Source organism: Cupriavidus sp. 01L43 (assembly GCF_056399925.1).
In genome coordinates, this window is the sequence record NZ_JBFTSH010000009.1 from 174,632 (window position 1) to 199,843 (window position 25,212).

Here is a 25,212-nt window from a genome sequence, read left to right on the forward strand (position 1 = left end):
GAGGCCGCACCCCCCTTCCCCCCCTCCATCATCTCCGTCAGGCCGCGCGTGCCCCCAACGCCGCGCCGACCATAACCAGAAGAGGAGGTGTGCCGTGGAAGTAACCCGTACCGTTTTCCGTGAAGACCACGAAATGCTCCGTGAGAGCGCGCGGCGCTTCTTCGAGCGCGAATGCGCCCCGCGCCAGGCGCAGTGGGACGCGGACGGCCGCGTGGACCGCGAGAGCTGGCTGAAGGCCGGCCGCGAAGGACTGCTCTGCGTGGCCATCCCCACCGAATACGGCGGCGGCGGCGGCGATTTCGGCCACTCGGCGGTCGTGCTCGAGGAAACGCACCGCGCCGGGATCTCGGGTTCGGGGTTTTCCCTGCACTCGGACATCGTCGCGCCCTATATCGCGCGGCTGGGCACCGAGGAACAGAAGCAGCGCTGGCTGCCCGACATCTGCGCCGGCAAGACCATCCTCGCCGTGGCGATCACCGAGCCCGGTGGCGGCTCCGACGTCAAGGCCTGCCGCACCACGGCAGTCCGGGATGGGGACGAGTGGGTCATCAACGGCAGCAAGACGTTCATCTCGAACGGCACGAGCGCCGACATGATCATGGTGATCTGCAAGACCGATCCGGCGGCCGGCGCCAAGGGCGTGAGCCTGATCATGGTGGAGACCAACCGCGCGGGCTTCCGCCGGGGCCGCAAGCTCCACAAGGTGGGCCAGCCCGCCGCGGACACCGCCGAACTGTTCTTCGACAACGTACGCGTGCCGGCCAGCAACCTGCTGGGCGAGGTGAACCAGGGCTTCGGCTACCTGATGCAGGAGTTGGCCCAGGAGCGCCTGATCATCGCGCTCTACGCCGCCGTGGCGCTGGAGCGCCTGCTTGGCATCACGGTGGACTATGTGAAGGAGCGCAAGGCCTTCGGCGGCACGATCTGGGACTTCCAGAACACCCGTTTCAAGCTGGCCGACGCCAAGGCGCATGCCGTGGCCATCCGCACCATGGTCGACTACTACCTCGGCGAGCACCTGCGCCGCAAGCTGACCGTGAACGAGGCGGCCATCGCCAAGATGCACGCCACCGAGACGCTGTGGAAGTGTCTGGACGATATGGTCCAGCTCCATGGCGGCTACGGCTACATGCTCGAGTACCCCATCGCGCGGGCCTTTACCGACTACCGCGTCTCACGCGTGGTGGGCGGCGCCAACGAGGTCATGCGCGACCTGATTGCCCGCAAGCTGTAACGGCGGGCGGCTCCCCCCTATAGAGAGAGGATAGATATGAGCGAGAAAGTCATCATCGGCGGCGTGGGCATGATCCCGTTCGCCAAGCCCGGCGCGAGCGCCAGCTACACCGACATGGGCGCCGAAGCCGTGCGCCGCGCGCTGGCCGATGCCGGCATCGGCTACGAGCTGGTCCAGCAGGCTTATGCGGGGTACGTCTACGGCGACTCCACCTGCGGCCAGACCGCGCTGTACGAGGTGGGCCTGACCGGCATTCCCATCGTCAACGTCAACAACAACTGCTCGACGGGTTCCACCGCGCTGTACCTGGCCCGCCAGGCCGTGGCGCTGGGCGATGCCGACTGCGTGCTGGCGCTCGGCTTCGAGCAGATGCAGGCCGGCGCGCTGAAGTCCCACTGGGACGACCGCCCGCCCACGCGCGCACGCTTCCAGCCGATCCTCAAGAAGCTGACCGAGGACGTCACGGACATTCCCCAGGCACTGCGCAGCTTCGGCGGCGCCGGCCGCGAGCACATGCAGCGCTACGGCACGCGCATGGAGACCTTTGCCGCCATCCGCGCCAAGGCCAGCCGCCACGCCGCCAACAACCCCCTGGCGCTGTTCCGCAACGTGCTGACCACCGAAGACGTGATGAACGACAAGGTGATGTGGCCCGGCGTGATGACCCGCCTGATGGCCTGCCCGCCGACGTGCGGCGCCGCCGCCGCGCTGATCGTCTCGGAGCGCTTTGCCCGCAAGCACAACCTGCGTTCGGATGTGGTCATCGTGGCCCAGTCGATGACGACGGACCCGGTGGAATCGTTCGATCCGCCCTCGATGATCAGCTACGTCGGCGGCCATATGGCCCGCGCCGCCGCCAAGCTGGTGTACGAGCGTGCCGGCATCGGCCCGCAGGACATCGACGTATGCGAGTTGCACGACTGCTTCGCCCAGAACGAGCTGCTGAGCTACGAGGCGCTCGGCTTCTGCCCCACCGGCGAGGGCGAGAAGTTCGTGATGGACGGCGACAACACCTATGGCGGCAAGGTCGTGACCAACCCGTCCGGCGGCCTGCTGTCGAAGGGGCACCCGCTCGGCGCCACCGGGCTGGCCCAGTGCTACGAACTGACCCATCAGCTACGCGGCACGGCCGACAAGCGCCAGGTGGAAGGCGCGCGCCTGGCCCTGCAACACAACCTCGGTCTTGGCGGCGCGTGCGTGGTCACGCTCTACGGCAAGAACTGACGCTACCCATCTACAAGAGACAAGAGGAGTCACACCATGAGCAGGAAACTGGAAGGCAAGGTCGCCATCGTCACCGGTGCGGGACGCGGCATCGGCCGCTGCATCGCGCTGAAATTCGCCAATGAGGGCGCCAGCGTGGTCGTCAACGACCTCGACGCGGCCCCGGCCAACGAAGTCGTGGCGGAGATCCGCGCCGCCGGCGGCCAGGCGTTGGCCTTTCCGTGCAACGTCACGGCGCCGGACTTCGGCGACCGCCTCGTCAAGGCCACGCTGGAATCGTTCGGCGGCATCGACATCATCGTCAACAACGCCGGCTACACCTGGGACAACGTGATCCAGAAGATGAGCGACGAGCAGTGGGACGCGATTCTTGACTGCCACCTCAAGGCGCCCTTCAACCTGCTGCGCGCCGCCCAGCCCTACTTCCGCGAGGCCAGCAAGGCCGAGGCGGCGGACGGCCGCGAGGTGTTCCGCAAGGTGGTCAATATCTCGTCGACCTCCGGCACGCAGGGCAACGCCGGCCAGGTCAACTACTCGGCCGCCAAGGCCGGCGTGATGGGCATGACCAAGACGTTGGCCCGCGAGTGGGGCCGCATGAAGGTCAACGTGAATTGCGTGGCGTTCGGCTTCATCGCCACGCGCCTGACCGAGCCGACCGCCGAAGAGAAGACCGTCAGCATCGAAGGGCGCGACATCAAGGTCGGCGTGAACCCGGACCGCATCGTGCAGGCCAGCAAGGAAATCGCACTGGGCCGCCCGGGCACGCCCGAGGAAGCCGCCGGTTCGGTCTTCATGTTCTGCATCCCCGAGTCCGATTACGTCACCGGCCAGACCATCATCTGCGGCGGCGGGCGCGGCGGGTTCTGATCCCCACGCTCCAATGAGAACGGGGCGCATGCCACTGCGGCATGCGCCCCGTTTTTCATTCCCTGCCCCGCGCGCTCAGACCGGGCGGTCGCCGATGATGGTGGCGCGGTTCATATGGCGCGGCGCCGGGAAGTAGTCCTGCACCGCATAGTGCTGCGTGGAGCGGTTGTCCCACAGCGCGATGGTGTCCGGCTCCCACTTCAGGCGCACCTGATACTCGGGCGCGGCGGCCTGGCGGAACAGGTATTGCAGCAGGTCCAGCTCTGCGGGACGGAAATCAGAGCCGATGCGGTACGGCTGCACCTTGCTGAAGTTGTCGAAATGGGTGGTGAAGCCTTCATTGACAAACAGGATCTTCTCGCCAGTCTCCGGATGGGTGCGCACCACCGGATGCACCATCGGCGGATACAGCTTGCGCAGTTCCTCGACCTTGGCGTCGGAGAGGGCCTGGCCGAAGGTCGGCATGGCGTCATGCACCGCGCGCAGTCGGGCGATCTTCGCCTTCATCTCGTCCGGCAGGTTCTCGTACGCCGCCACCATGTTCACCCAGATGGTGTCGCCACCCACCTCCGGGCAGCTCACGCAGCGCAGCATCGAGCCCATCGACGGCATCTGGCGCCACGTCACGTCGGAGTGGTAGAGGTTTTCGCGGCCACGCGCGCTGCCGTCACGGCCGAACACCACCAGCTCCGGGTGCTCCGGATGGTGCGGGATCATCGGATGGACCTCCAGCTCGCCGAATCGGCGCGCGGCGGCCACGTGCTGCGCCGGCGTGATGTGCTGGTCGCGGAAGAACAGCACCTTGTACAGCAGCAGCGCGCGGCGCAGGGCGAGGTGGGTCTCTTCATCGAGCGGCCGGGCGAAGTCGATGCCGGTGATCTCGGCGCCGATCGTCGGGGTGGAGCGGCGCACGCCAAACGGCCAGGCTTCGGTGTCCTGGGCGGGGGTCCGCGCGGGGGGCGCGTCTTCGGCGACGGCGGTTGCTGCAGGTTGCATGGTTGTCTCCTCGTTTTATCGTCGTGGGAATGCAGCCCCGCGCGGACGTGCGGGGCGGTTTAGCTGTCGAACACGATCACCGAGCGCGCCAGTTCGCCGCGCCGCAGCTCGTCGAAGGCCTCGTTGATCTGCTCGAGCCGGAGGCGGCGTGAAATCATCTGGTCGAGGTGCAGCTTGCCCGCCATGTAGAAATCGACGAGGCGCGGCATATCCACCGGAAAGCGGTTGGACCCCATCATCGAGCCCTGGATGCGGCGCTCGTACAGCAGATGGAAGGGATCGATCTCCAGCTTGGTACCTGGCTTGATCATGCCGATGACGGTGGCGGTGCCACCGCGCCGCAGCATGCCGAAGGCCTGCTCGGCAGTGGCTTTCAGGCCGATGCACTCGAAAGCGTGGTGCACGCCCTGCCCGGTCAGCTCCCGCACGGCCGCGACCACGTCGATGTCCTTCGCCTGGATCAGGTCCGTGGCGCCGAACTGCCGCGCCAGTTCCAGCTTGCTGTCGAGCATGTCGATGGCGATGATCCGCCCGGCGCCGGCCAGCGCCGCGCCGTTGATCGCGGCCAGCCCGATGCCGCCGCAGCCGATCACGGCAACCGTCTCGCCGGGCGCCACCTTGGCGGTGTTGACCACCGCGCCGGTGCCCGTGGTGATGGCGCAGCCGATCAGCGCGGCGCGGTCCAGCGGCATGTCGCGCCGGATCGCCACGCAGGCGTGTTCGTGCACCAGCATCTGCTCGGCGAAGGCCGACAGGTTGGCGAACTGCGGCATCGGCTTGTGCTGGTAGGCCAGGCGCGGCTCATCGCCCTTGGACCGGCGGGTGTCGGGGGACTCGCACAGCGACAGGTGCCCGGTCAGGCAGTGCTCGCAGTGGCCGCAGTAGACCGACAGGCAGGTCACCACGTGGTCGCCCGGCTTGACGGTGCGCACCTCCGAGCCCACCTGCTCGACCACGCCGGCGGCCTCATGGCCCAGCACCACCGGCGCCGGGTGCGGAAACACGCCGTCGACGAAATGGAGGTCGGAATGGCAGACGCCGACGGCGCGGGTGCGAATCAGCACCTCGCGCGGGCCGGGCTTGGCGATGGCGATGTCCTCGATACTGAGGGGTTGGCCGGGACGATGGAATACCGCAGCTTTCATGGCTGAACCTCTAAATGCGATGGGACGGACAAACAGGCGGGCATGCCGAAAGAGATGCCGGAAGGACGCCCGCCCACGGATCTGGACGTTACAGCGGTGCGACGGCGTCACCCCTCCCCGGGAAGGGGGGGTGGCGGTGCAGCGGTACGGCGGAACTACTGGGAAGACGGACGGCTGGCGGACGGCTTGCCGCTGGCGGGCGCATCGGCGGCGAGGTCGCGCAGCAGCGCCACCGCCTCGTCGCGTCCGCTCACGCCCAGTTTCATGAAGATATTCTTGAGGTGCCACTTCACGGTCTCGGGCGAGACTGCCAGCGTGCGCGCCACCATCTTGTTCGACATCGCCTGGGAGATCAAGGTCAGCACCTCGGTCTCGCGCTCGCTCAGGGCCTTGATCGGCGCGGAGCGGCGGGCCGGCGCGGCGGGCGCCTCGCGCTCGCGCCAGCGGCCCGATGCCTCGAGCAGCCGCTTCGTATAAAACGCCAGTACGGGATCGAGCGTGCCTTCGGCCAGCACCGTGCGCAGCAGCGTGACGCCGCCCGAGGTGGCATCGAGCAGGCTGCGCAGCAGGCCCAGCCGGTGGCCCAGGCGCAGCGCCTCGACCAGATGTTCCCGCGCGGCACGGCCATTGCCCCGGCCGTTCTCGGCCACCGCGCATTGCATATGGACGATGGCGCCATGCCGGCCGCGCGACGCCAGCACCGGGCTGGAGAGCATCGGGTGGAGCCGGGCCAGCGCCCCGTCGAAATCATGCCGATGCAGGCACAGGCCGATGCAGGCCAACTGCGCGTGCGCGGCGATCTCCCACACATCGGTCCGGCCCGCGTTGACGGCGGCCAGCTTGCGCACGCGCTCGATGGTCGCCTCGGCCAGATCGGTCTCGCCTTCGCGCAACTGCCAGCGGGAGCGCACGTTGAGCGCCATCACCAGCAGGCGGTCGAGGTTGTTGCGCACCGCGTAGTCCTCCAGGCGGTCCAGGCAGGCCGCGGCCTCCAGCCGCCGGCCAGCCACGCGGTGCGACAGCGACAGCATCAGCAGCGCGCGCAGCGTCGCATCCGGCACCGACACCGTTTCCAGCTGGCCAATCCATCGCTCCAGCAGCGTGCAGACGGCGTCGATCTCGTTGAGTTCGTAGAACGTCTCGCTCAGCAGCACCGCCGCCATGTGGGCCACGCCGACGTACTCGGCGCCAAGCTGGTCGGCCTCGTGCAGCACCTGCCGGAACACGGGCTCGGCCTGGAGCATCCTGCCTTCGATCGACAGGCTCAGGCCGGACAGGCATCGCCCGATCAGGTTGCTGAGCATGCCGCCACCGCCGTGATGCGTGCCATCGGCCAGTATCTGGCGGGCGCGTTCGTACTCGCCCCGATGCATGTGCAGCCAGCCCAGCACGTTGGCGCGCGAGGTCAGCACGAAATCGTCGGCATCGGGCGGGGCGGCTTCGAGTTCGGGCAGCAGGGCCACCGCCGCGCCGATATCGTCGCGCATCAGCGCCATGGCCCCGCGCAGCACGATGACCGCGAAGCGCTCGCGGGCGCCCAGCGCGGCGGCCTGGGCTTCCAGCCGGGGGATGGCCCGCGCGGTGGCGTCCAGCCTGAGCGAGCGCAAATCCACGTGGGCCTGCATCAGCTGCAGCGCGAAGCGCGACTCGATCTGCGCGACGGGCAGCAGGCGCAGCAGGCCGCTCAGCTGGCGAAAGCTGCCACGCGCGAGCAGTTCTGGCGCGCAGGTCTGGATGGCGTCGGCCGCCGCGCCGGCCTCGCCGGCCATCACCGCGTGCCGGACCGCCTCCTCCACCTGCCCGCGCTGCTCGAACCAGCGCCACGCGGCCGCGTGCAGCGCATGCTGCCGGGCCTGCGGCATCCGCGCCACGCGCGCCAGCAGCACCTCGCGCAACAGCGGATGCAGCCGGTACCAGCTTTCATGGTCGTGGCCGCTGACCTGGATGATGAACAGGTTGCTGCTGTCCAGCCGCACCAACCGGGTGGTCATGCGCGCCACGGCGCGCGGCTCGCCCACCAGCGTGGCGCACAGCGGCGCGCAGAAGCGGCTGCAGATGGCCACGCAGGTCAGCAGTTCCTGGTCGTCCGTGCCGAGCTGGCGCAGCACCTCGTGCTCGAAATAATCGGCAAAGGCGCTGGCGTCGCGCAGCGTGCTGGTGGAACCGGGGAAGAAGCCCGGCGTGCCGGTGCCGTGCTTGGCCTTGATGTCGAGCGCGAACAGCTGCAGGCCAGCAATCCAGCCATCGGTCAGCTCGTGCAGACGGCGCGCGTCACGCGGCGAGATCTCGCCGAGCTGGTCGCGCAGGTAGGCTTCGGACTCCTCGGGGCTGAAGCGCAGGTCGCGCAGGTCCAGCGTGGCCACCAGTCCCTGCGAATCGAGCCGCGCCAGCGAGAGCGGCAACGCGGCGCGCGAACAGAGCACGATGTGCAGGTGCGGCGGCGCATAGTCGAACAGCCATTGCAGCATCTGCCAGATGCGGGCGTCCTCTAGGAGGTGCACATCGTCCAGGATCAGCACGAGGTCGCGCGGCTGCGCGGCAATGGCCTCGATCAGCGTGACCACCCAATGCTCGATGGCCGAGGCATCGCTGCCGTCGCCCACCAGCGACGCCGCGTCGCGGACGATGTCGGCATCGATCAAGCCGATGCTGGCGAGCAGGCAATCGAAGAAGCGGGCCGGATCGTCGTCCTCCTCGGACAAGGACAGCCACGCCACCTCGAAGCCCAGCGACACCAGCGACTGGCGCCAGCTCACCAGCGCGGACGTCTTGCCGCACCCGGCCGGCCCCTGAACGATCACGCAGCGCTTGTGCCGCGCTTCGAGCAGGCGCGCCGCAAGGGCCTCCCGCGCCAGCGGGCGGCGGGCAGGCCTCGGCGGCACCAGCTTGGTACCGGCGATGGGCTCGAAGTTGCGCGCGGAAGCCTCCGACAATGGCTTGGGCGCCGGGTCAAACGAAGACATGTGTGTCGATTGTGCCGGGCTCGTCACCCAGGCAGGAGTTCTGCGCGATGGGAAGTCCGCATTATAGAGACGCGCCACCGGCCGGACCATCGGGGTCAGTCTGGAGGCCGCGCCGCGCCTGGGTTTCCGGCGCGCACGGGGGCCCGGGCCTCCCCAACGTCCACCCGGACCGGGTGGGTCGTGACGCGCAGGCGCCGTGCATGATGGCGTCGGCGGCAGGGATCCCCTTCCCGCCGCAGCGCCAAAAATCACGATGCGCGGCCTGACCGCGCCGACCAGGAGACACGATGTTCAAGAAGACCTGCATGCTCGTACTGGCATGCCTCGCCCAGGCCGCGGCGGCGCAATCGCCCTACCCCAACCGCCCGATCACCTTCGTCCTGCCGTTCACCCCGGGCGGCGCCGCCGACATTGTCTCGCGCGCGCTGGCCGATGACATGGGCAAGCGCCTCGGCCAGCCGGTCATCGTCGAAAACCGTCCCGGCGCATCCGGCATGATCGGCACGAATGTGGTGGCCAAGGCACCTGCCGATGGCTACACGGTCAGCATCACACTGACCCAGGCGATCCTGAACAATCAGTTCCTGTATACGAAGCTGCCGTACGACACCCGCAAGGAACTGGCCTTCGTCACCGAGATCTGCACCGCCGGCGTGTTGCTGGTGGCCAGCCCGAACGTGCCGGCCAAGGACATGAAGGAGTTGCTGGACTGGACCGCGCACCACCACGCCAGCTTCGGCTCGTGGGGGGTGGGCTCCTACGGCCATCTGGTCAGCTCGCACCTGGCCCGCACGCGCAAGGCCGACATCACGCACGTAGCCTACAAGGGCGAGGCACCGATGATCCAGGACCTCGTGGGCGGCCAGATCGACCTCGCCTTCGTCTCCGCCTTCGCCGCCAAGCCGTTCGTCGAAACCGGCAAGCTCAAGGTGCTGGCGGTGGCGTCGGACCGCCGCCTGCCCGGCCTGTCCAACGTGCAGACGCTGGCCGAGGCCGGCCTGACCGATCCGGAGTTCCAGGTCACCGGCCGCGTGGTGATGATGGTGCCGGCCAACACGCCCGCCCCGGTCGTCGAAAAGCTGGAAAGTGCTGCACGCGCCGCGATTGCCTCGGAGCCGATCCGCGCCCGCATGCGCGCCATCGCCATGGAGCCGATCGGCAACAGCAGCAAGCAGGCGCTGGCCAACTACGAGGCGATGTACCCGGTGCAACAGCGGCTGGTGATGAGCACGGGCGCCCGGCTGGACTGACCCCGCTACCTACCCGATGCGGGGGGGAGGGGGTGGGAGGGCCTGACCGTAACCTAGGCCCCTCCCTTCATCCAACGGTAGAACATCATGTTGTCTGGCATCAGGATCGTGGAAATCTGCGGTATTGGCCCGGGGCCGTTTTGCGCCATGCATCTGGCGGACCTCGGCGCGGATGTGATCGCGGTGGAACGCAGCCTGCCCCCGGGCACGGGTACGGGCACGCCGCCCCCCGCAGGCAACGTGATCAACCGTGGCAAGCGCTCGGTCGTGGCCGACCTCAAGACGCCGGAAGGCCGCGAGCTGGTGCTGCGCCTGATCGAGGACGCCGACGCGCTGATCGAAGGCATGCGTCCCGGCGTGATGGAGCGCCTGGGCCTGGGCCCCGATGCCTGCCACGCGCGCAATCCCCGCCTGGTCTACGGCCGGATGACCGGCTGGGGCCAGTCCGGCCCGATGGCGCAGGCCGCCGGGCACGACAACAACTACATCTCGCTGTCCGGCGCGCTGTACTACAACGGCGGGCCGGTCGAGCCGCCCTCCTCCGCCATCACCGTGGTGGGCGACATCGGCGGCGGCGCGCTGTATCTGGCGATTGGCCTGCTGTCCGGCATCCTCAACGCGCGCGCCACGGGCAAGGGCACGGTGGTCGATGCGGCCATCGTCGACGGCTCGGCGCACATGCTGCAACTGCTGCTCGCCACGCAGGCCAAGGGCTTCGTCACCGGCCAGCGCGGCGACAACATCTTCGACAGCTCGCACTTCTACGCCACCTACCGCTGCGCGGACGGGCACTGCATCACGGTCGGGTCGATCGAGCCGCAGTTCTACGCGCTGCTGCTGGAAAAGCTCGGCGTGGCCGAGGATCCGCGCTTCGCACGGCAGTGGGACCGCAAGCGTTGGCCAGAACTGCACCGGCACTTCGCGGAACTGTTCGCCAGCCGCACCCGCGCCGAATGGAGCGCGCTGCTGGAGAACACGGACGTCTGCTTCGGCCCGGTACTGAGCCCCGAGGAAGCGGCCAGGCACCCGCACAACGTGGCGCGTGGCGTCTATGTGGAGAGCGAAGGCCGGCTCCAGGCCGCGCCGGCGCCGCGCTTCGACGGCGAAGCGCGCCAGCCGGGCGCCATCCCGACGCACGGTCAGCATACGGCCGAAATCGCGGCCGGGCTGGCGCAAGGCGCCGCCAGCGTCTGGCGTTCTTCCGCCAAGGCTTGAGCGGAGCGTTGTGATGGCGAGTGCAACCCAACGCGGCGCCGCGCCGCAACCGGCCGGGCGCCTCCAGCCGAAGCTGTCCGCCCTGATCGCGGAGGTGCGCGCGGTGCGCGATGAGCTGGACCGCACGCTGGCGCGGCATGGCATGCCCAGCCGCGATGCGGCGGCCTCGCGCGCGCGGCTGCTCGACCAATGGATCCGGCAGGCGCAAGGCCGGCGGCAACTGGTCTGCCTGGCCTGCGGCGCGGAGCAGGGGCTGCTCCAGCAGGGGCATCTGGAGATCGGCCGGCGCACCGCCGCCGGCACCACGGACCGCGCCCTGCGCGCGCTCTACTGGGCCAGCGTGCAGCGATGGAGCCGCGCGCCGGGCATCCGTCCGATGCGCGACGACACCCCGGCGACGTCTGTGGCAGCGCCATCGACATCGCCAGCCGTCGCGCCCGACATGTGCGGCGACTGCGACGACCTGCGCCAGGACATCCGCCGCTATACCCCGCATGCCGAACTGGCGCGGGACGGCGTCAACGAGCCGCCCCGGCCCCATGGGGCGGCCGAATGCCGGTATCGCTGCGGCACCTGCGCCACGCAATGGGTGCGGCGCGTGCCCCCGTTCGAACCGTTTGCCGTCTGGGCCGTGGTACCCGCCCGGCATGCGGCCCCGCTGTACCGCTGAAGCTTTCCTGAACAGGCCCTCCATCGCTGGATGTCGGTTCCGGCGATGGCCTTTACTCCGACCTCAGGGTCGGATTTTTTTTGGGCGATGTTGGGCAAGACAGCGTGCGAAGGAGGTAAGGGTCTGCACGGATGGGTAGTGCGCAAATGCCACAGTCCGCCCATCGGGAGTGGGCAGGTTTGAAGGGCATCCGCGCTTTACTGTGCGTGCGCCGTGAAAGCGGACGCGCAGCCAGCCAATGCGCTGGTTCCTAGAACGATAAGGAGACCCTCAAGCATGAAACGGAAGTTCATTACCCTGGCAGCGCTGGCCCCGCTCGCGATCACGGCCCATGCGCAGACGAGCGTCACGTTGTATGGCGTGGTCGATGGTTCCATCGAGTACGTCAACCGGGTCGCCGCCTCGGCCGCCACGCCCAACCAGGGCGGCAGCCGCGTCGGCATGCCCTCCGTGGGCGGCCTGTCCGCCTCGCGCTGGGGCCTGCGTGGTGTGGAAGACCTCGGCGCCGGCAACCAGGCGCTGTTCGTGCTCGAAAGTGGCTTCCAGTGGGATAGCGGTTCCCTGCAGGGCGTACCGCTGTTCAATCGCCAGTCGTTCGTCGGCCTGCAGAACGATGCCTTCGGCAAGCTGACCTTCGGCCGCCAGTACACCTCGTTCTTCGAGGGCATGGCCAACTTCGCGCCGATGCGCTTCGCCGCCACGTACGAGCCGGGCATCTGGTGGATGGGCCTGAACTACCGCGAAGACAACATGGCCAAGTACATCGGCAAGTGGGGCCCGATCCAGGCCGCCGCGCACTTCTCGTTCGGCACCGGCGTGGCCGTGCAGAACGCCGCCATCGCCCTGGCCAACGGCGGCGCCGGCGAGGTGCCGGGCAACTTCAAGGACAACACCGGCTACGGCGCCTCGCTGATGTACCTGAACGGCACCGGCCTGGGCCTGGCGATTGCTGCCGACGAATGGCGCCCGGCGGCGCAGGTCGGCGCACCGGGCAAGATGACCAAGCTCGGCGCGGCGGGCCTCTACAACACCGGCCCGTTCAAGTTCACGCTTGGCTATCGCTACAACAAAGGCGAGTTCGCCAGCGGCGCCACGCTGCTGCGTGACGACTACTGGTGGGCGGGCGTGAACTACCAGGCCACGCCGGCCTGGGGCCTCTCGCTGGCCTACTACTACGCGGACGTGAAGGGCGCGCGCGCCACGGCCACGGCGGCCGAGACCAATCCGCCCAATATGCAGCAGGTCACCTTCACCACCACCTACAACTTCAGCAAGCGCACCGACGTCTATATGTCGGTCGGCTACGCCCACAACGGCGGGCTGAGCTTCGACGGCCTGGCCACGGCCTACGCCTTCAAGTACCCGACCATGTCTGGCCAGCAGAACATGGTCGGCGTCACGATCGGCGTGCGCCAGATCTTCTGACCGCCCCCCGGCCACCCGTTCTTGGGGGGGACCCCCACCCCCCCGGGAACGGCATCATCCCTGACAGACCCCCACAGTCCCAAGGATGACGACCATGGCCAACGCCGTACCAGACGCCACCACGCCCCCCGGCCGTACGCTGCGGCATACCCGCAGCATCCTGTGCCGCGGCTACCTGCGCGACGATGGGCGCTACGACATCGAGGCCGAGATGCAGGACATCTCCGCCGTCGCCACCGAGCTGCCGTTCACCGACCTGCCCGCCGGCGGCCACCTGCACCGGATGCACCTGACCATGACCGTCGATGCCGGCATGGTGATCCACCACTTCGCCGCCCGTACCGAGACCGGCCCCACGCCTTACTGCGCCGAGATCAACGCCGCCTACGCCACCCTGATCGGGCTGCGCATCGGCAAGGGCTTTCATCAGGCAGCCCGGCAACGGCTGGCCGGCGTGCGCGGTTGCACGCACCTGACCGACCTGCTCGGCCCGCTCGCCACCACGGCGATGCAGACCATGATGTCGATCCAGCGCGAGGAAACGCCCTGGCACACCAAGCTCCACGGCAGCACCCCGCTGCCCCAGCCCTGGGTGCTGGATACCTGCCACGCCTACCGCCTGGACGGCGAGGCCGCCCAGGTTATCTGGCCGATGCACCGCCGGGCAGCGCCGGTACGCGAGTCCACGCCGCAAGAGTGATCGTCCATCCACATATAGTGCGGATTTCGCCACATCGCTCGCTTGCAATGAAGTTGTTATAATCGCCCGACTTCAAAAAACTCCGAATCCGCGCCCCGCCCGCGGCTCCGTCCGCACAGCGCCATCCCGCAGTTTCCATGGCAGTCCACCGGACGGCGTCTGACAGGCCCCGCGGACCCGACAAGCGTGCCGAGGAAACCCGTGGCCGGTACTGAAATCGCAACGCCAGGCGCCCCGCTCGCGGGAGCCGCCGTGTCATCGGGCAGCTCGTTCCACACGGCCATGCGCATCCTGCCCGCCTCCCAGCGGCAGGCCATGTTCGAGATCTACGCGTTTTGCCGCGCCGTGGACGATATTGCCGATGGCGACACCCAGCACGCCGATCGTCTGGCCGCGCTCGAGCAGTGGCGCGCGGACATCGCCGCCTGCTACGCCGGCCGGGCGCCCGCCGCGCTTGAGCCGCTGAATGTGCAGATCCAGGCATTCAACCTCCAGCAGCAAGACTTCTGCGACGTCATCGACGGCATGATCATGGACGTCGTGTCGACCATCGTCGCGCCGGACGCCGCCACGCTGGACACCTATTGCGACCGCGTGGCCAGCGCCGTGGGCCGGCTGGCCGTACGCGTGTTCGGCATCGACGAAGCACCCGGCATTGCGCTGGCGCACCATTTGGGCCGCGCGCTGCAGCTGACCAATATCCTGCGCGATATCGACGAGGACGCCGGCATCGGCCGCCTGTACCTGCCCGCCGAGGCGCTGGCCGCCGCCGGCATCCCGATCGGCACGCCGCACGCGGTGATCCATCACCCCGCCATCGGCACGGTCTGCCAGGGCCTCGCGCGGGAAGCGCAGGCCCACTACGACGCCTCCGCCGCCATCATGGCGCGCTGCCCGGCGCGCGTGGTGCGCTCGCCGCGCATCATGTTCGAGGTCTACCACGGCATTCTCACGCGCCTGCTGGCGCGTGGCTGGCAGCCGCCGCGCACGCGTGTGCGCGTGCCCAAGGCCAAGCTCGTGTGGATCCTGCTCCGGCATGCCATTGCCTGACCCGACACACCTAATATGGAAGAGGATGGGCCGCCGCCCGGCGCGCCATCCGCAGAGAGAGAAGTGCCCCCAGAATTGATGAACCAGGCCGCAACGATCACCCGCCCCGAATTCGCCACCACCGACGCGCTGGCCGCCAGCGTGAACCGGCTCGCCCAGCCTGCCCTGCCGGACCCGCTCGACGCCGGCATCGCCCATGCCGTGGATACCCTGCTCGCCCAGCAACAGGCCGATGGCCACTGGGTCTATGAGCTGGAAGCCGACGCCACCATCCCGGCCGAATACATCCTGATGGTGCATTACCTCGGCGAGCAGGCCGACCCGGTGCTCGAGGGCAAGATCGCCAACTACCTGCGCCGCATCCAGAACGCCGATGGCGGCTGGCCGCTGTTTCACGCGGGCGCCTCCGACATCAGCGCCAGCGTGAAGGGCTACTTCGCGCTCAAGATGGCCGGGGACGACCCCGAGGCCGCGCACATGCGCCGCGCCCGCGCCGCCATCCACGGGATGGGCGGCGCCGAGGCGAGCAACGTCTTCACGCGCACCCTGCTGGCCCTGTACGGCGTGATGCCGTGGCAGGCCGTGCCGATGATGCCCGTGGAAATCATGCTGCTGCCGCAGTGGTTCCCGTTCCATCTCTCCAAGGTCTCGTACTGGGCGCGCACGGTGATCGTGCCGCTGCTGGTGCTGAACAGCCTGCGTCCGCGGGCGCGCAACCCGCGCAAGATCGGCATCGACGAACTGTTCCTGCGCCCGGCCCAGTCCACCCGGCTGCCGGCGCGCGCGCCGCACCAGAGCCCGCTCTGGGTGGGCGTGTTCCGCGCGCTGGACGCCGTGGTGCGCGTGGCCGAGCCGCTGTTCCCGCGCAGCCTGCGCGCGCGGGCCATCGAGCGCGCCCGCACGTTCACCGTGGAGCGCCTGAACGGCGAAGACGGCCTCGGCGCCATCTTCCCGGCGATGGTCAACTCGGTGCTGATGTTCGATGTGCTCGGCGTGCCCGAGAGCGACCCGGACCGCGCCATCGCGCGCCGCTCGATCGACAAGCTGCTGGTCGTCCGCGACGATGAAGCCTATTGCCAGCCCTGCCTGTCGCCGGTCTGGGACACTTCGCTGGCCAGCCACGCGCTGCTGGAAGTGGGCGAGCCGCGCGCCATCGCCGCCGCCGTGCGCGGCCTGGACTGGCTGGTGCCGCTGCAGGAACTCGACCTCAAGGGCGACTGGATCGTGCGCCGCCCGGACGTGCGGCCCGGCGGCTGGGCCTTCCAGTACGCCAATGCCCACTATCCGGACGTGGACGACACCGCCGTGGTGGCCGCCGCGATGGACCGCGCCGACAAGGGCGACCGGACCGACCGCTACAAGACCGCCGTGGCGCGTGCCTGCGAGTGGGTCGTCGGCATGCAGAGCAGCAACGGTGGCTGGGGCGCCTTCGAGCCCGAGAACACCCATCTCTACCTGAACAACATCCCGTTCGCCGACCACGGCGCGCTGCTGGACCCGCCCACGGCCGATGTCTCGGCGCGCTGCCTGGCCATGCTCTGCCAGCTCGGCCAGATGCCGGCCAACAGCGAGCCCGCCGCGCGCGCGCTGCGCTACCTGCTGGACGAGCAGGAAGCGGACGGCAGCTGGTTCGGCCGCTGGGGCACCAACTATATCTATGGCACGTGGAGCGCGCTGTGCGGCCTGAACGCCGCCGGCATCGGCGCCAACGCGCCCGAAGTGCAGCGCGCGGCCAAGTGGCTGCTGTCGATCCAGAACCCGGACGGCGGCTGGGGCGAGTCGGGCGACAGCTACAAGATCGCCTATCGCGGCTACGAGCGCGCGCCGAGCACGGCCTCGCAGACCGCCTGGGCCATGCTGGGCCTGATGGCAGCCGGCGCCGGCGACCATCCGGCGGTGGTGCGCGGCGTGGAATTCCTGCTGCGCACGCAGGCCAGCCATGGTTTCTGGGACGAGCCGTATTTCACGGCCGTGGGCTTCCCGCGCGTGTTCTACCTGCGCTACCACGGCTATGCACGCTTCTTCCCGCTGTGGGCGCTGGCGCGCTTCCGCAACCTGCTGCGCGAGGGTAACCACGCCGTGGCGTGGGGCCTGTGAGCCCCGCCCACGCCCCGGTGCTGGCGGTGAGCGGCATGCGCTTCGAGGCGCAGATCGCAGCCGGCCCCGGTATCGAAACGCTGTACGGCCGCCGTGACGCCGCGCTGGCGCGGGCCCTCGACCAAGCATTGAAGCATGGCCGCGCGGGCGGCTTCGCGGGGGTGATCAGCTTTGGCGTGGCGGGCGGGCTCGACCCGACGCTGCCGCCGGGCACGGTCATCGTGGCCACCGGCGTGCGCGCTGGCGCCGAATCGTTCCGCACCGACCCGTTCTGGAGCGCCGCCCTACGCCGCGCGCTGCCGCAGGCGGTGCCCGGCCTGCTGGCCGGCGCCGACACCGCCGTGACCACCGTGGCGGACAAGGCCGCGCTGCATGGCCTGCACGGCGCGCTGGCGGTAGACATGGAATCGCACATCGCCGCCCGCATAGCCCGCGCGCACGGCCTGCCCTTCACCGCGCTGCGCGTGGTGGTGGACCCGGCCGACCGCCCCGTGCCACCGCTGGCCGTGGCCGGCATGGGCGCCGATGGCAGCACCGATATCGGCGCCATCCTCATCGGCCTGCTCAAGGCCCCCCATCACCTGCCCGGCCTGCTGCGCCTGGGCCAGGACGCCGCGGCAGCCCGCCGCGCGCTGCAAGCCGCCCGCCGGGCGCTGGGCGAGGAATTCGGCTTGCCTGCGTCGGCGCTGGCTTAGGACTCGTCCTAACCGGCGAACCGGCCAACCAACTCACCCAAACTTCCGCGCCGCATCGCGCGCGAGGCCTGAGCCGATGCCGCCGAACAGATCCCCTTCCACGCGCTTGGCGCCCGGCAGCAGTTCCGCCAGGCGCTGGCGCAGCAGCGGCACGCTGCTGGAGCCGCCGGTGAACAGGATCGTATCGACCTGATCCGCCGTCACGCCGGCTGTGTCCAGCATGTGGCGTACCGTGCTCTCGGTCTTCGTCACCAGCTTGGCGATGGCGCCATCGAAGTCGTCGCGCGTAATCAGCAGCTGGGTGTCCGGGGCGATGCGGTGCAGGTCCACCCAGGTCTTTTCTTCCTCGGACAGCGCGATCTTGGCCGCCTCTACCTGGATGGCGAGCCAGTGGCCGGCGCGGTCCTTGATCAGCCGGATCAGGCGGTCCAGCTTCTCGGTCTCGGCGGCGTCACGGTAGTTATCCATCACCAGCGACCACGCCTTGCGCGTGTAGAGCAGGTTGATGGTGTGCCAGCTCGCCAAATCGAAATACTGGCTCGACGGCATTTCCTTGCCGTTGCGTAGCTGGCTGCCCAGCCCCAGCAGCGGCATGGCGCTGGCCAGGCTCAGGGCGCGGTCGAAGTCGGTCCCGCCGATATGGACACCGCCGTTGGCCAGGATGTCGGCCTTGCGGTCGAGCTTCTTGGCGCGGTCCGGTGACAGCCGCACCAGCGAAAAGTCGGACGTACCGCCGCCAATGTCGGCCACCATCACCAGTTCCTCACCCGAGATGCCGGCCTCGTAGTCGAACGCGGCGGCAATCGGCTCGTACTGGAACGCGATCTCCTGGAAGCCCGCCGCGCGGGCGATCTCGCCCAGCGTGTCCTCGGCCAGTTGGTCGGCCTTGGGGTCTTCGTCGATAAAGAACACTGGCCGGCCCAGCACCGCCTTGGTGAACGTGGTGCCGGCCGCCAGTTCGGCGCGGCGTTTCAGTTCGCCGATGAAATGGGCCAGCAGCTGGCGGAAGGGCATTGCCTGGCCCATGACCTCGGTGCTGTCGTCCATCATCGACGTGCCGAGCAGGCTCTTGAGCGAGCGCATCAGCCGGCCCTCGTAGCCGGCCAGATAGTCGCCCAGCGCGGCGCGCCCATAGCTGACCAGCGGGTCCTCGGCATGGAAGAAGATCACCGACGGGAGCGTGGTCTTGCCATCTTCCAGCGGCAACAGCACCGGCTGGTGGGGGCGCAGCCAGCCTACCGTGGAATTGGACGTGCCGAAGTCGAGACCGCAAGCGTGGGACATTGTTCTGCCTACCTTTCAATTCTGGGCCGCTATTGTAGTGGAGCCGGACGGCTCAGGCAGACGCAATGGCCATGCCCACCCCCTCGTCATTGCCGACTTGACATGCCCCGTCGCGTCCTCCTATCCTTCGCGTGTTCCTTCTTTAAGATCGATGTTCTATCTTACAGAACTTCTTAAAGCACATCCGGAAACACGAAAACCGCTGGAGACACCCGCATGTTCCGTTCCGCCCCTATCCGTTCCGCCCCTATCCGTTCCGCCCCTATCCGTTCCGCCCCTATCCGTTCCCGCCTTCGTTCCCGCCTTCGTTCCCGCCTCCGTTCCGCCCTTCCGTTGCCGGCCCGCGCGCTGGCGATGACGCTGCTTGCGGCCCCGCTGCTGACCGGCGCTCCCGCCGCGCTGGCTGCCGATGCCTGGCCGAACCAGCCCGTGCGGCTGGTGGTGCCGTTCCCGCCGGCTGGCGGCACGGACGTGCTGTCGCGCCTCGTCTTCAACAAGGTCGGGGCGGCCACGCACTGGACCGTGGTGGTCGAGAATCGCGCCGGCGCCGGCGGCAATATCGGGCTGGATACGGTGGCCAAGGCCCGCGCGGACGGCTACACGGTCGGCATGGGCCAGACCGCCAACCTCGCCATCAATCCGTCGCTTTATCCCAAGATGCCGTACGACGCCGTGCGCGACTTCACGCCCGTGGTGCTGGTATCCGCCCAGCCGGTGGTGGTGATCGTGCGGCAGGATGCGCCGTTCAAGACGCTGGCCGATCTGGTGGCGGCGGGCAAGGCCAAGCAGCTGTCGATGGCGTCCGCCGGCACCGGCACCGTGGGCCACCTGACCGGCGAGATGTTCCAGCGCCGCGCCGGCATCAAGGCGCTGCACGTGCCGTATAAGGGCGCCTCCCCGGCGCTGACCGACCTGATGGGCGGCCAGACCGACTTCTACTTCGCCACGCCGCCCATCGCCCTGCCGATGCTCAAGGCCGGCAAGCTGCGCGCGCTGGCCGTGACCTCCGCCAAGCGCCTGCCGCTGCTGCCCAACGTGCCCACCGTGGCCGAACAGGGCTACGCCGGCTTCCAGGCCGAGGACTGGAAGGCGCTCGTGGCCCCGGCCGGCACGCCCGCCGAGGTGGTGCAGCGCCTGAACGCCGAGGTGAACAAGGCCCTGAAGGACCCGGACACCGTGGCCAGGCTGCGCGAGGAAGGCAGCGAGCCGCGCGGCGGCAGCCCCGCCGACCTGGCCAGCGTCATCAAGGCCGAGAACACGCGCTGGGGCACCATCGTGCGTGAGTCCGGCGCCAAGGCTGAGTAATCTTTTCAAGGCAGGACCCGTCATGCAACCGCAACCGCAACCGCACCCGCAACCGAACAAGCCGCTCCGCAACATCCGCGTGCTCGACCTCACCAACGTGCTGGCCGGCCCGTTCTGCTGCCATCAGCTGGCGCACATGGGCGCGGAGGTGATCAAGGTGGAGACGCCGGGCACCGGCGACCTCGCGCGCCAGCTTGGCGCCGATGCCGACCTGAACCAGCGCCTGATGGGCGTGTCCTTCCTCGCCCAGAACCCGGGCAAGCGCTCGATCACGCTCAACCTCAAGCACGCGCGCGGCAAGGAGGTGTTCCGCAAGCTCGTGGCCAGTGCCGATGTGCTGGTCGAGAACTTCCGGCCCGGCGTGATGAAGCGGCTCGGCCTTGGCCATGAAGACCTGAAGGCTGTGAATCCGCGCCTGATCTACTGCGCGATCTCGGGCTTCGGCCAGGACGGCCCGCTCTCGGACCTGCCTGCCTACGACCAGATCATCCAGGGCATGTCAGGCGTGATGAGCATCACCGGCGACCCGGAAACCGCGCCGTACCGCGTGGGCTATCCGGTCTCCGACACCATCGGCGGCATTACGGCGGCCTTCGCCATCGCGGCGTCGCTGGCGGACACCACGCGCACCGAGGGCTATTTCCTCGATGTGTCGATGCTGGAAGCCACGCTCGCCACGATGGGCTGGGTGGTCTCCAACCACCTGATCGCCGGCAAGGCGCCCTCGCCGATGGGCAACGAGAACATGACGGCCAGCCCGTCCGGCACCTTCCGCACCGGCGACGGCCTGCTCAACATCGCCGCGAACAAGCAGGAGCAGTTCGAGGCCGTGTGCCGCGTGCTGGGCCGCCCCGAACTGGCCACCGATGCACGCTTCGCGCAGCGCCAGGCCCGGCTGACCAACCGCCGCGCGCTGACCGAGGCGCTCGAGGCGGAACTGGCCCGCGAGCCCGCCACGGTCTGGTGGCAATGGCTGAACGAGGCCGGCGTGCCGGCCGGGCCGGTGCTGAACGTGCCCGACACGCTGGCCCATCCGCAGGTGCGCGACCGCGGCATGATCGGCGATTTCCCCGATGTGCCCGGCGTGGGCCGCGACATCCGGCTGGTGCGCACCGGCTTCAAGGTCAACGGGCAGGCACCCGCCGTGGACACCCCGCCGCCCGAACTGGGCCAGCACACCCGCGACATCCTCGTCGAACTCGGCTACGCCGACGCCGACATCGACACCCTGAAACAGGAGCGCGCGCTATGAGCGACAAGACGATCGACGCCGGCCAGCAGGCCTCGCAGGACTGGTGGCACACCGAAATCATCGACATGAAGCCGGGCGAGATCCGCTATCGTGGCTACCCCATCGAGCAACTGATCGGCAATGTCTCGTTCGCCCAGATGATCTGGCTGATGCTGCGCGGCGACCTGCCGGGGCCCGGCCAGGGCGAATTGCTCGACGCCGCGCTGATGGCGGCGGTGGACCATGGCCCGCAGGCGCCGAGCATCGCCATTGCGCGCATGGCGGCCACGTGCGGCGTGGGGCTGAACAACGCGATGGCATCGGCCGTGAACGTGCTGGGCGACGTACACGGCGGCGCCGGCGAACAGGCGGTGGAGTTGTATCAGGACGTGGCGCAGCGCGAGGATGCCGGCGCCACGCGCGAGGCAGCCGTGGCGGCGGCGCTGCAGGCCTACCGGGAGCTGCGCGGCAAGTTTGTGTCAGGTTTCGGGCATCGCTTCCATCCGCTCGACCCGCGCGCCCCGCGCCTGCTGGCGCTGGTGGATCAGGCGGCCGCCGCCGGTGTGGTCTCCGGCCGCTACGCGGGCATCGCCCGCGCGGTGGAGCAGGCGCTCGGCGCCGGCCGGGCGAAGCCGATTCCGATGAATATCGACGGCGCCACGGCGGTGATCTACGCCGAACTGGGCTTCCCGGCCCCGCTCGCGCGCGGCCTGTTCTGCCTGTCGCGCTCGGTCGGCATCCTCTCCCACGCCTGGGAACAAACCCAGCAAGGCGGCCGCAACAAGGGCCCCATCCCCCGCCAGTTCATCTGGACGTACGACGGCGTGCCGCAGCGGGATGTGCCGGGCGCGCAATAGCCCGAGACGCCGTCAGCGGATCTCCGGATACTGCGTCGCCCCTGCCGCTGCCAGCGGCAGGCTGTCGTAGGCGGCCACGTCGGGCACGACGAAGCGCTGCACTACCACCGCCTCAAGCAGGGCCACGTAGCGGGCGTCCTCGTGCAGGCTGCACAGCTTGTCCACGAGCCGCTCCCGGTCCGGCGCCGGCAGGGTCTGCGCGGCTACCAGTAGCGGGATCGGCGTCCAGGGCGTGACCGCGATGGTATCCACCCCGGCCAGCCACGCCGGCTCATGCTTTCGTACGAGTTCGAGAAAATAGCTGTCGAGGGCGGTCACGTCGATCTGTCGCCCCTGCAGCGCTTCCAGCACGCGCGGCGGCGTGTCGAGCGGGCCGACCGAGGCCGAATACAGCGCGCTGCCCGACTCTCCCGCGTACGGGGCCAGCAGCAGCCGCGCCGCCTGATAGCCCGACTGCGAATGCGGCACCATCCAGCCGAAGCGCTGCCCGAAGGTATCGGGCAGGCTGCGCCAGCCGCATTCGCGCCGCACCAGCAGTTCGCTCCGATAGCGCGGCAGCCCGCCGTACGCCGCCACCGCCGGCACCGGCGCCACCAGCGGCACCACGGGCGCCACGTGCTCGGCAAACGGCAGCCCGCACATGAAGCCGCATACCAGGTCGCGCCGCTGCCACAGCGCCTTCAGGGAGGCCGGCCAGGCGTGCGGAATCACGCGCACCGGCCAGTCGAGATCGGCGAAGACCTGCACGAACAGCCGCTGCCACGCCTCGGCCACTGCCGGCGTGGCGTTGTACATGCGCGTCGAGGCAACGCCGTGCGCCATCTCAGGCAAACCGCAGCGTCTGGCCGAGCCCCAGCGCCCGCGCCTTGGTCAGCATGGCATGGCCGAGGGCGATATCCGTGGTGGACAGCCCGCGGTGCCAGAACAGGATGGTCTCGTCGTCGCGCTCGCGGCCCGGCTTCAGCCCCGCCACGATCTGGCCCAGCTCGGCATGGAGGTTTTCCTCGTTCAGCCGCCCGCTGTCCACGTGCTGGCGCAGCGCGCCGAACGGCAGCCCCTTGCGGCACTGGCCCCAGTCGTCCACGACCATCTTGCTCATGATGTCGGTCAGCGACAGCTCCACGGCGCTCATCGTGCCGTACGGAATCACCAGCGCGCCGGGCTTGATCCATTCGGTCAGCAGCATCGGCGTGGGCGCCGGCAGGCGGGAGGCTTCCACGATGATGTCCGCCCCGCGCACGCAGGACTCCCAGTCGTCAGTCACGATCACCGGCTTGCCGAGGTCGCGCGTCAGCCGGGCGGCAAAGGCGTCGCGGCTCTCCGGGCGGCGCGAATGGACGCGGATTTCGTCGAAATCGAAGATCGAATCGAGCAGCCGCACGTTCCAGTACGAGGTCCCGCGAGCGCCCACATGCCCGAGGATCTTGCTGCCCTTGCGCGCCAGATGCCGCGCGCCGAGCGCCGTCACGGCGCCGGTGCGCATGTCGGTGATGGCCGTGGCGTCGATCACGGCCAGCGGCACGCCGTTGTCCGGGTCGAACAGGTTCAGCAGCGCCATTTCCGACGGCAGGCCCTGCTTGTAGTTATCGACATAGTCCGAAACCACCTTCACCCCGGCCACGTGCAGCGGCTTGATAAAGCCACGCAGCACGTTGAAATGGCCCTTGTCCGACGACTCCGGCACCAGGTGCACGCGCGGCTCGATCACGGTCTCGCGGCGGCCCTGCGCGGCCAGCGCGCCTTCCACCGCCGCCAGGATCTCGGCATCAGTCAGCGCCAGTTCGGCCACGTCCGGCCCGTTCAGGTAGGTCAGGTACAACTCTTTCACGGCGGTCTCCTTACTGCATCGGGGGAATGTTGGCGCGGTGCACGATGGCGCGCCATTTGAGCGTCTCGGCGGCGATGGTGCCGCCGAACGCCTGCGCGCTGTTGCCCACGGGCTCCAGGCCCAGCGCGTCGAGTTTTTCTTTCACGTCGGGCTGGCGCAGTACGGTGGCCACATCGGCCTGCCATTTCTGGACGATGGCGTCCGGCGTGCCCTTCGGCGCCACCAGCCCGTACCAGGAGGTCACGTCGAAGCCCGGATAGCCCGATTCCGCCACCGTCGGCACGTTCGGCAACTGCGGCAGGCGGCGCGGGCTGGCCACGGCCAGCGGCACCAGCTTGCCGGTGCGGATGTGCTGCAACACCGTGGAAATCCCCCCGAACATCATCTGTACCTGCCCGGCCAGCACGTCGTTGAGTGCGGGCGCCATGCCGTTGTAGGGCACGTGAACCATCTTGATGCCGGCCTCCAGGTTCAGCAGCTCGCCCGCCAGATGCGCGCCGCTGCCGTTGCCGGGCGAGGAGAAATTGAGTTCGCCCGGGTGGGCCTTGGCGTAGCTGATCAGATCCTTCAGCGAGCGGGCGTGGACGGCCGGATTCACCACCAGCACGTTCGGCGACGCCGCGAGCATGGTCACGGGCACGAAGTCGCGCGTCTCATAGCCGAGTTTCGGGAACAGGATGGGGTTCACGGTCAGGTTGCCGGCCGGGGCCAGGCCCAACGTGTAGCCGTCCGGCGCGGCGCGGGCCACGGCCTCCATGCCGATATTCCCGGCGGCGCCGGGCTTGTTGTCCACCACGATGGACTTTCCCCACTTCTCGCCCAGTTTCTGGCCGATGAGGCGCGGCAGCGCGTCCGCCACACCGCCGGCGGCGAATGGCACGATGATCCGCACCGGCTTGGCGGGATAGGTCGAATGGGTGTCCGGCTGTGCGCTGGCTGACGCCGCCCACGACAGCGCTACCGGCAGCAGCCATGCCGCTGCCAGCCTGGAAAGATGACGATTCACTTCGGGCTCCCCGTGCTTTTCAATCGCGATGCTGTCGCCATGACACCGTGACTTCGGCTTGTCTTCGGCAGCAGCTTGTATAGACTGATCTTATCGATCCTGTCTGATACTGTATAGACAACTTTTTGCAGATCGAAAAGCGGTTTTCGCATAAGCCGTGCAATCGCCGC

Annotated in this window: 21 protein-coding genes; 14 read left to right on the forward strand and 7 right to left on the reverse strand. The window is 68.9% G+C overall.

The window, feature by feature from the left end; all coding sequences use genetic code 11:
- Nucleotides 1-94 precede the first annotated feature (94 nt).
- The 3 genes from AC1DP9_RS16920 to AC1DP9_RS16930 are packed head-to-tail and all read left to right on the forward strand — an operon-like array spanning nt 95 to nt 3,325.
- Nucleotides 95-1,234, forward strand: coding sequence for an acyl-CoA dehydrogenase family protein (locus tag AC1DP9_RS16920; RefSeq protein ID WP_477107974.1), 1,140 nt, complete (start codon nt 95-97; stop codon nt 1,232-1,234).
- Nucleotides 1,235-1,270: 36 nt separating this feature from the next.
- On the forward strand, nt 1,271-2,458 hold the full coding sequence (locus AC1DP9_RS16925) for a lipid-transfer protein (protein WP_477107975.1): 1,188 nt from the start codon (nt 1,271-1,273) through the stop codon (nt 2,456-2,458).
- A 36-nt stretch (nt 2,459-2,494) separates the two neighbouring features.
- Entirely contained in the window at nt 2,495-3,325 is an 831-nt protein-coding gene (locus tag AC1DP9_RS16930; protein ID WP_092297035.1) for an SDR family NAD(P)-dependent oxidoreductase, read from the forward strand.
- Between the two features lie 75 nt (nt 3,326-3,400).
- Here AC1DP9_RS16930 and AC1DP9_RS16935 read toward each other — a convergent pair whose 3' ends face one another.
- From AC1DP9_RS16935 to AC1DP9_RS16945, 3 genes are all read right to left on the reverse strand, one after another.
- Nucleotides 3,401-4,321: a TauD/TfdA dioxygenase family protein gene (locus AC1DP9_RS16935; RefSeq protein ID WP_477107976.1), complete on the reverse strand. Its 921-nt coding sequence runs from the start codon at nt 4,319-4,321 to the stop codon at nt 3,401-3,403.
- 59 nt (nt 4,322-4,380) lie between these two features.
- The gene (locus AC1DP9_RS16940) at nt 4,381-5,466 is read right to left on the reverse strand and encodes a Zn-dependent alcohol dehydrogenase (protein ID WP_092297031.1); all 1,086 of its coding nucleotides are present in this window, start codon (nt 5,464-5,466) and stop codon (nt 4,381-4,383) included.
- A gap of 155 nt (nt 5,467-5,621) precedes the next feature.
- Nucleotides 5,622-8,429 carry a winged helix-turn-helix domain-containing protein gene (locus AC1DP9_RS16945; RefSeq protein WP_477107977.1) on the reverse strand — a complete coding sequence of 936 codons (2,808 nt, stop codon included), beginning with the start codon at nt 8,427-8,429 and terminating at the stop codon, nt 5,622-5,624.
- Nucleotides 8,430-8,716: 287 nt separating this feature from the next.
- Here AC1DP9_RS16945 and AC1DP9_RS16950 point away from each other — a divergent pair, with 287 nt between their 5' ends.
- From AC1DP9_RS16950 to AC1DP9_RS16985, 8 genes are all read left to right on the forward strand, one after another.
- Nucleotides 8,717-9,679 (forward strand): tripartite tricarboxylate transporter substrate binding protein, encoded by a 963-nt coding sequence (locus AC1DP9_RS16950; protein ID WP_477107978.1) that lies wholly within the window; start codon nt 8,717-8,719, stop codon nt 9,677-9,679.
- Between the two features lie 87 nt (nt 9,680-9,766).
- Nucleotides 9,767-10,894: a CaiB/BaiF CoA transferase family protein gene (locus tag AC1DP9_RS16955; protein ID WP_477107979.1), complete on the forward strand. Its 1,128-nt coding sequence runs from the start codon at nt 9,767-9,769 to the stop codon at nt 10,892-10,894.
- 13 nt (nt 10,895-10,907) lie between these two features.
- Nucleotides 10,908-11,564 (forward strand): hypothetical protein, encoded by a 657-nt coding sequence (locus AC1DP9_RS16960; protein ID WP_477107980.1) that lies wholly within the window; start codon nt 10,908-10,910, stop codon nt 11,562-11,564.
- Nucleotides 11,565-11,840: 276 nt separating this feature from the next.
- Nucleotides 11,841-12,989, forward strand: a complete 1,149-nt coding sequence (locus AC1DP9_RS16965; RefSeq protein ID WP_092297020.1) for a porin — start codon at nt 11,841-11,843, stop codon at nt 12,987-12,989.
- 94 nt (nt 12,990-13,083) lie between these two features.
- The gene (locus tag AC1DP9_RS16970) at nt 13,084-13,689 is read left to right on the forward strand and encodes a DUF2889 domain-containing protein (protein ID WP_477107981.1); all 606 of its coding nucleotides are present in this window, start codon (nt 13,084-13,086) and stop codon (nt 13,687-13,689) included.
- A 201-nt stretch (nt 13,690-13,890) separates the two neighbouring features.
- On the forward strand, nt 13,891-14,739 hold the full coding sequence (gene hpnD / locus AC1DP9_RS16975; RefSeq protein WP_441592869.1) for a presqualene diphosphate synthase HpnD: 849 nt from the start codon (nt 13,891-13,893) through the stop codon (nt 14,737-14,739).
- A gap of 78 nt (nt 14,740-14,817) precedes the next feature.
- Nucleotides 14,818-16,836, forward strand: a complete 2,019-nt coding sequence (shc, locus tag AC1DP9_RS16980) for a squalene--hopene cyclase (protein WP_441592868.1) — start codon at nt 14,818-14,820, stop codon at nt 16,834-16,836.
- Complete coding sequence (locus tag AC1DP9_RS16985; RefSeq protein WP_255370890.1) at nt 16,833-17,531, forward strand: phosphorylase; 699 nt, start codon at nt 16,833-16,835, stop codon at nt 17,529-17,531. Before shc ends, AC1DP9_RS16985 begins: the two co-directional genes overlap by 4 nt.
- 33 nt (nt 17,532-17,564) lie before the next feature.
- Here AC1DP9_RS16985 and AC1DP9_RS16990 read toward each other — a convergent pair whose 3' ends face one another.
- Nucleotides 17,565-18,815 (reverse strand): Hsp70 family protein, encoded by a 1,251-nt coding sequence (locus AC1DP9_RS16990; RefSeq protein WP_092297010.1) that lies wholly within the window; start codon nt 18,813-18,815, stop codon nt 17,565-17,567.
- Between the two features lie 354 nt (nt 18,816-19,169).
- On the opposite strand from AC1DP9_RS16990, the gene AC1DP9_RS16995 reads away from it, so the two are divergent.
- From AC1DP9_RS16995 to AC1DP9_RS17005, 3 genes are read left to right on the forward strand one after another with little or no spacing between them, the layout of a single operon-like run.
- Entirely contained in the window at nt 19,170-20,120 is a 951-nt protein-coding gene (locus tag AC1DP9_RS16995; RefSeq protein WP_477107982.1) for a Bug family tripartite tricarboxylate transporter substrate binding protein, read from the forward strand.
- 22 nt (nt 20,121-20,142) lie between these two features.
- On the forward strand, nt 20,143-21,372 hold the full coding sequence (locus AC1DP9_RS17000) for a CaiB/BaiF CoA transferase family protein (RefSeq protein WP_477107983.1): 1,230 nt from the start codon (nt 20,143-20,145) through the stop codon (nt 21,370-21,372).
- Entirely contained in the window at nt 21,369-22,208 is an 840-nt protein-coding gene (locus tag AC1DP9_RS17005) for a citryl-CoA lyase (RefSeq protein ID WP_441592866.1), read from the forward strand. Before AC1DP9_RS17000 ends, AC1DP9_RS17005 begins: the two co-directional genes overlap by 4 nt.
- A 12-nt stretch (nt 22,209-22,220) precedes the next feature.
- On the opposite strand, the gene AC1DP9_RS17010 is transcribed toward AC1DP9_RS17005, so the two are convergent.
- The 3 genes from AC1DP9_RS17010 to AC1DP9_RS17020 are packed head-to-tail and all read right to left on the reverse strand — an operon-like array spanning nt 22,221 to nt 25,042.
- Nucleotides 22,221-23,030 carry a phosphate/phosphite/phosphonate ABC transporter substrate-binding protein gene (locus tag AC1DP9_RS17010; RefSeq protein ID WP_477107984.1) on the reverse strand — a complete coding sequence of 270 codons (810 nt, stop codon included), beginning with the start codon at nt 23,028-23,030 and terminating at the stop codon, nt 22,221-22,223.
- Between the two features lies 1 nt (nt 23,031).
- A complete protein-coding gene (locus AC1DP9_RS17015) occupies nt 23,032-24,036 on the reverse strand; it encodes an ornithine cyclodeaminase family protein (RefSeq protein ID WP_441592864.1) in 1,005 nt (334 codons plus the stop codon).
- Nucleotides 24,037-24,046: 10 nt separating this feature from the next.
- Nucleotides 24,047-25,042 (reverse strand): tripartite tricarboxylate transporter substrate binding protein, encoded by a 996-nt coding sequence (locus tag AC1DP9_RS17020; protein WP_477107985.1) that lies wholly within the window; start codon nt 25,040-25,042, stop codon nt 24,047-24,049.
- Between the last annotated feature and the right edge of the window lie 170 nt (nt 25,043-25,212).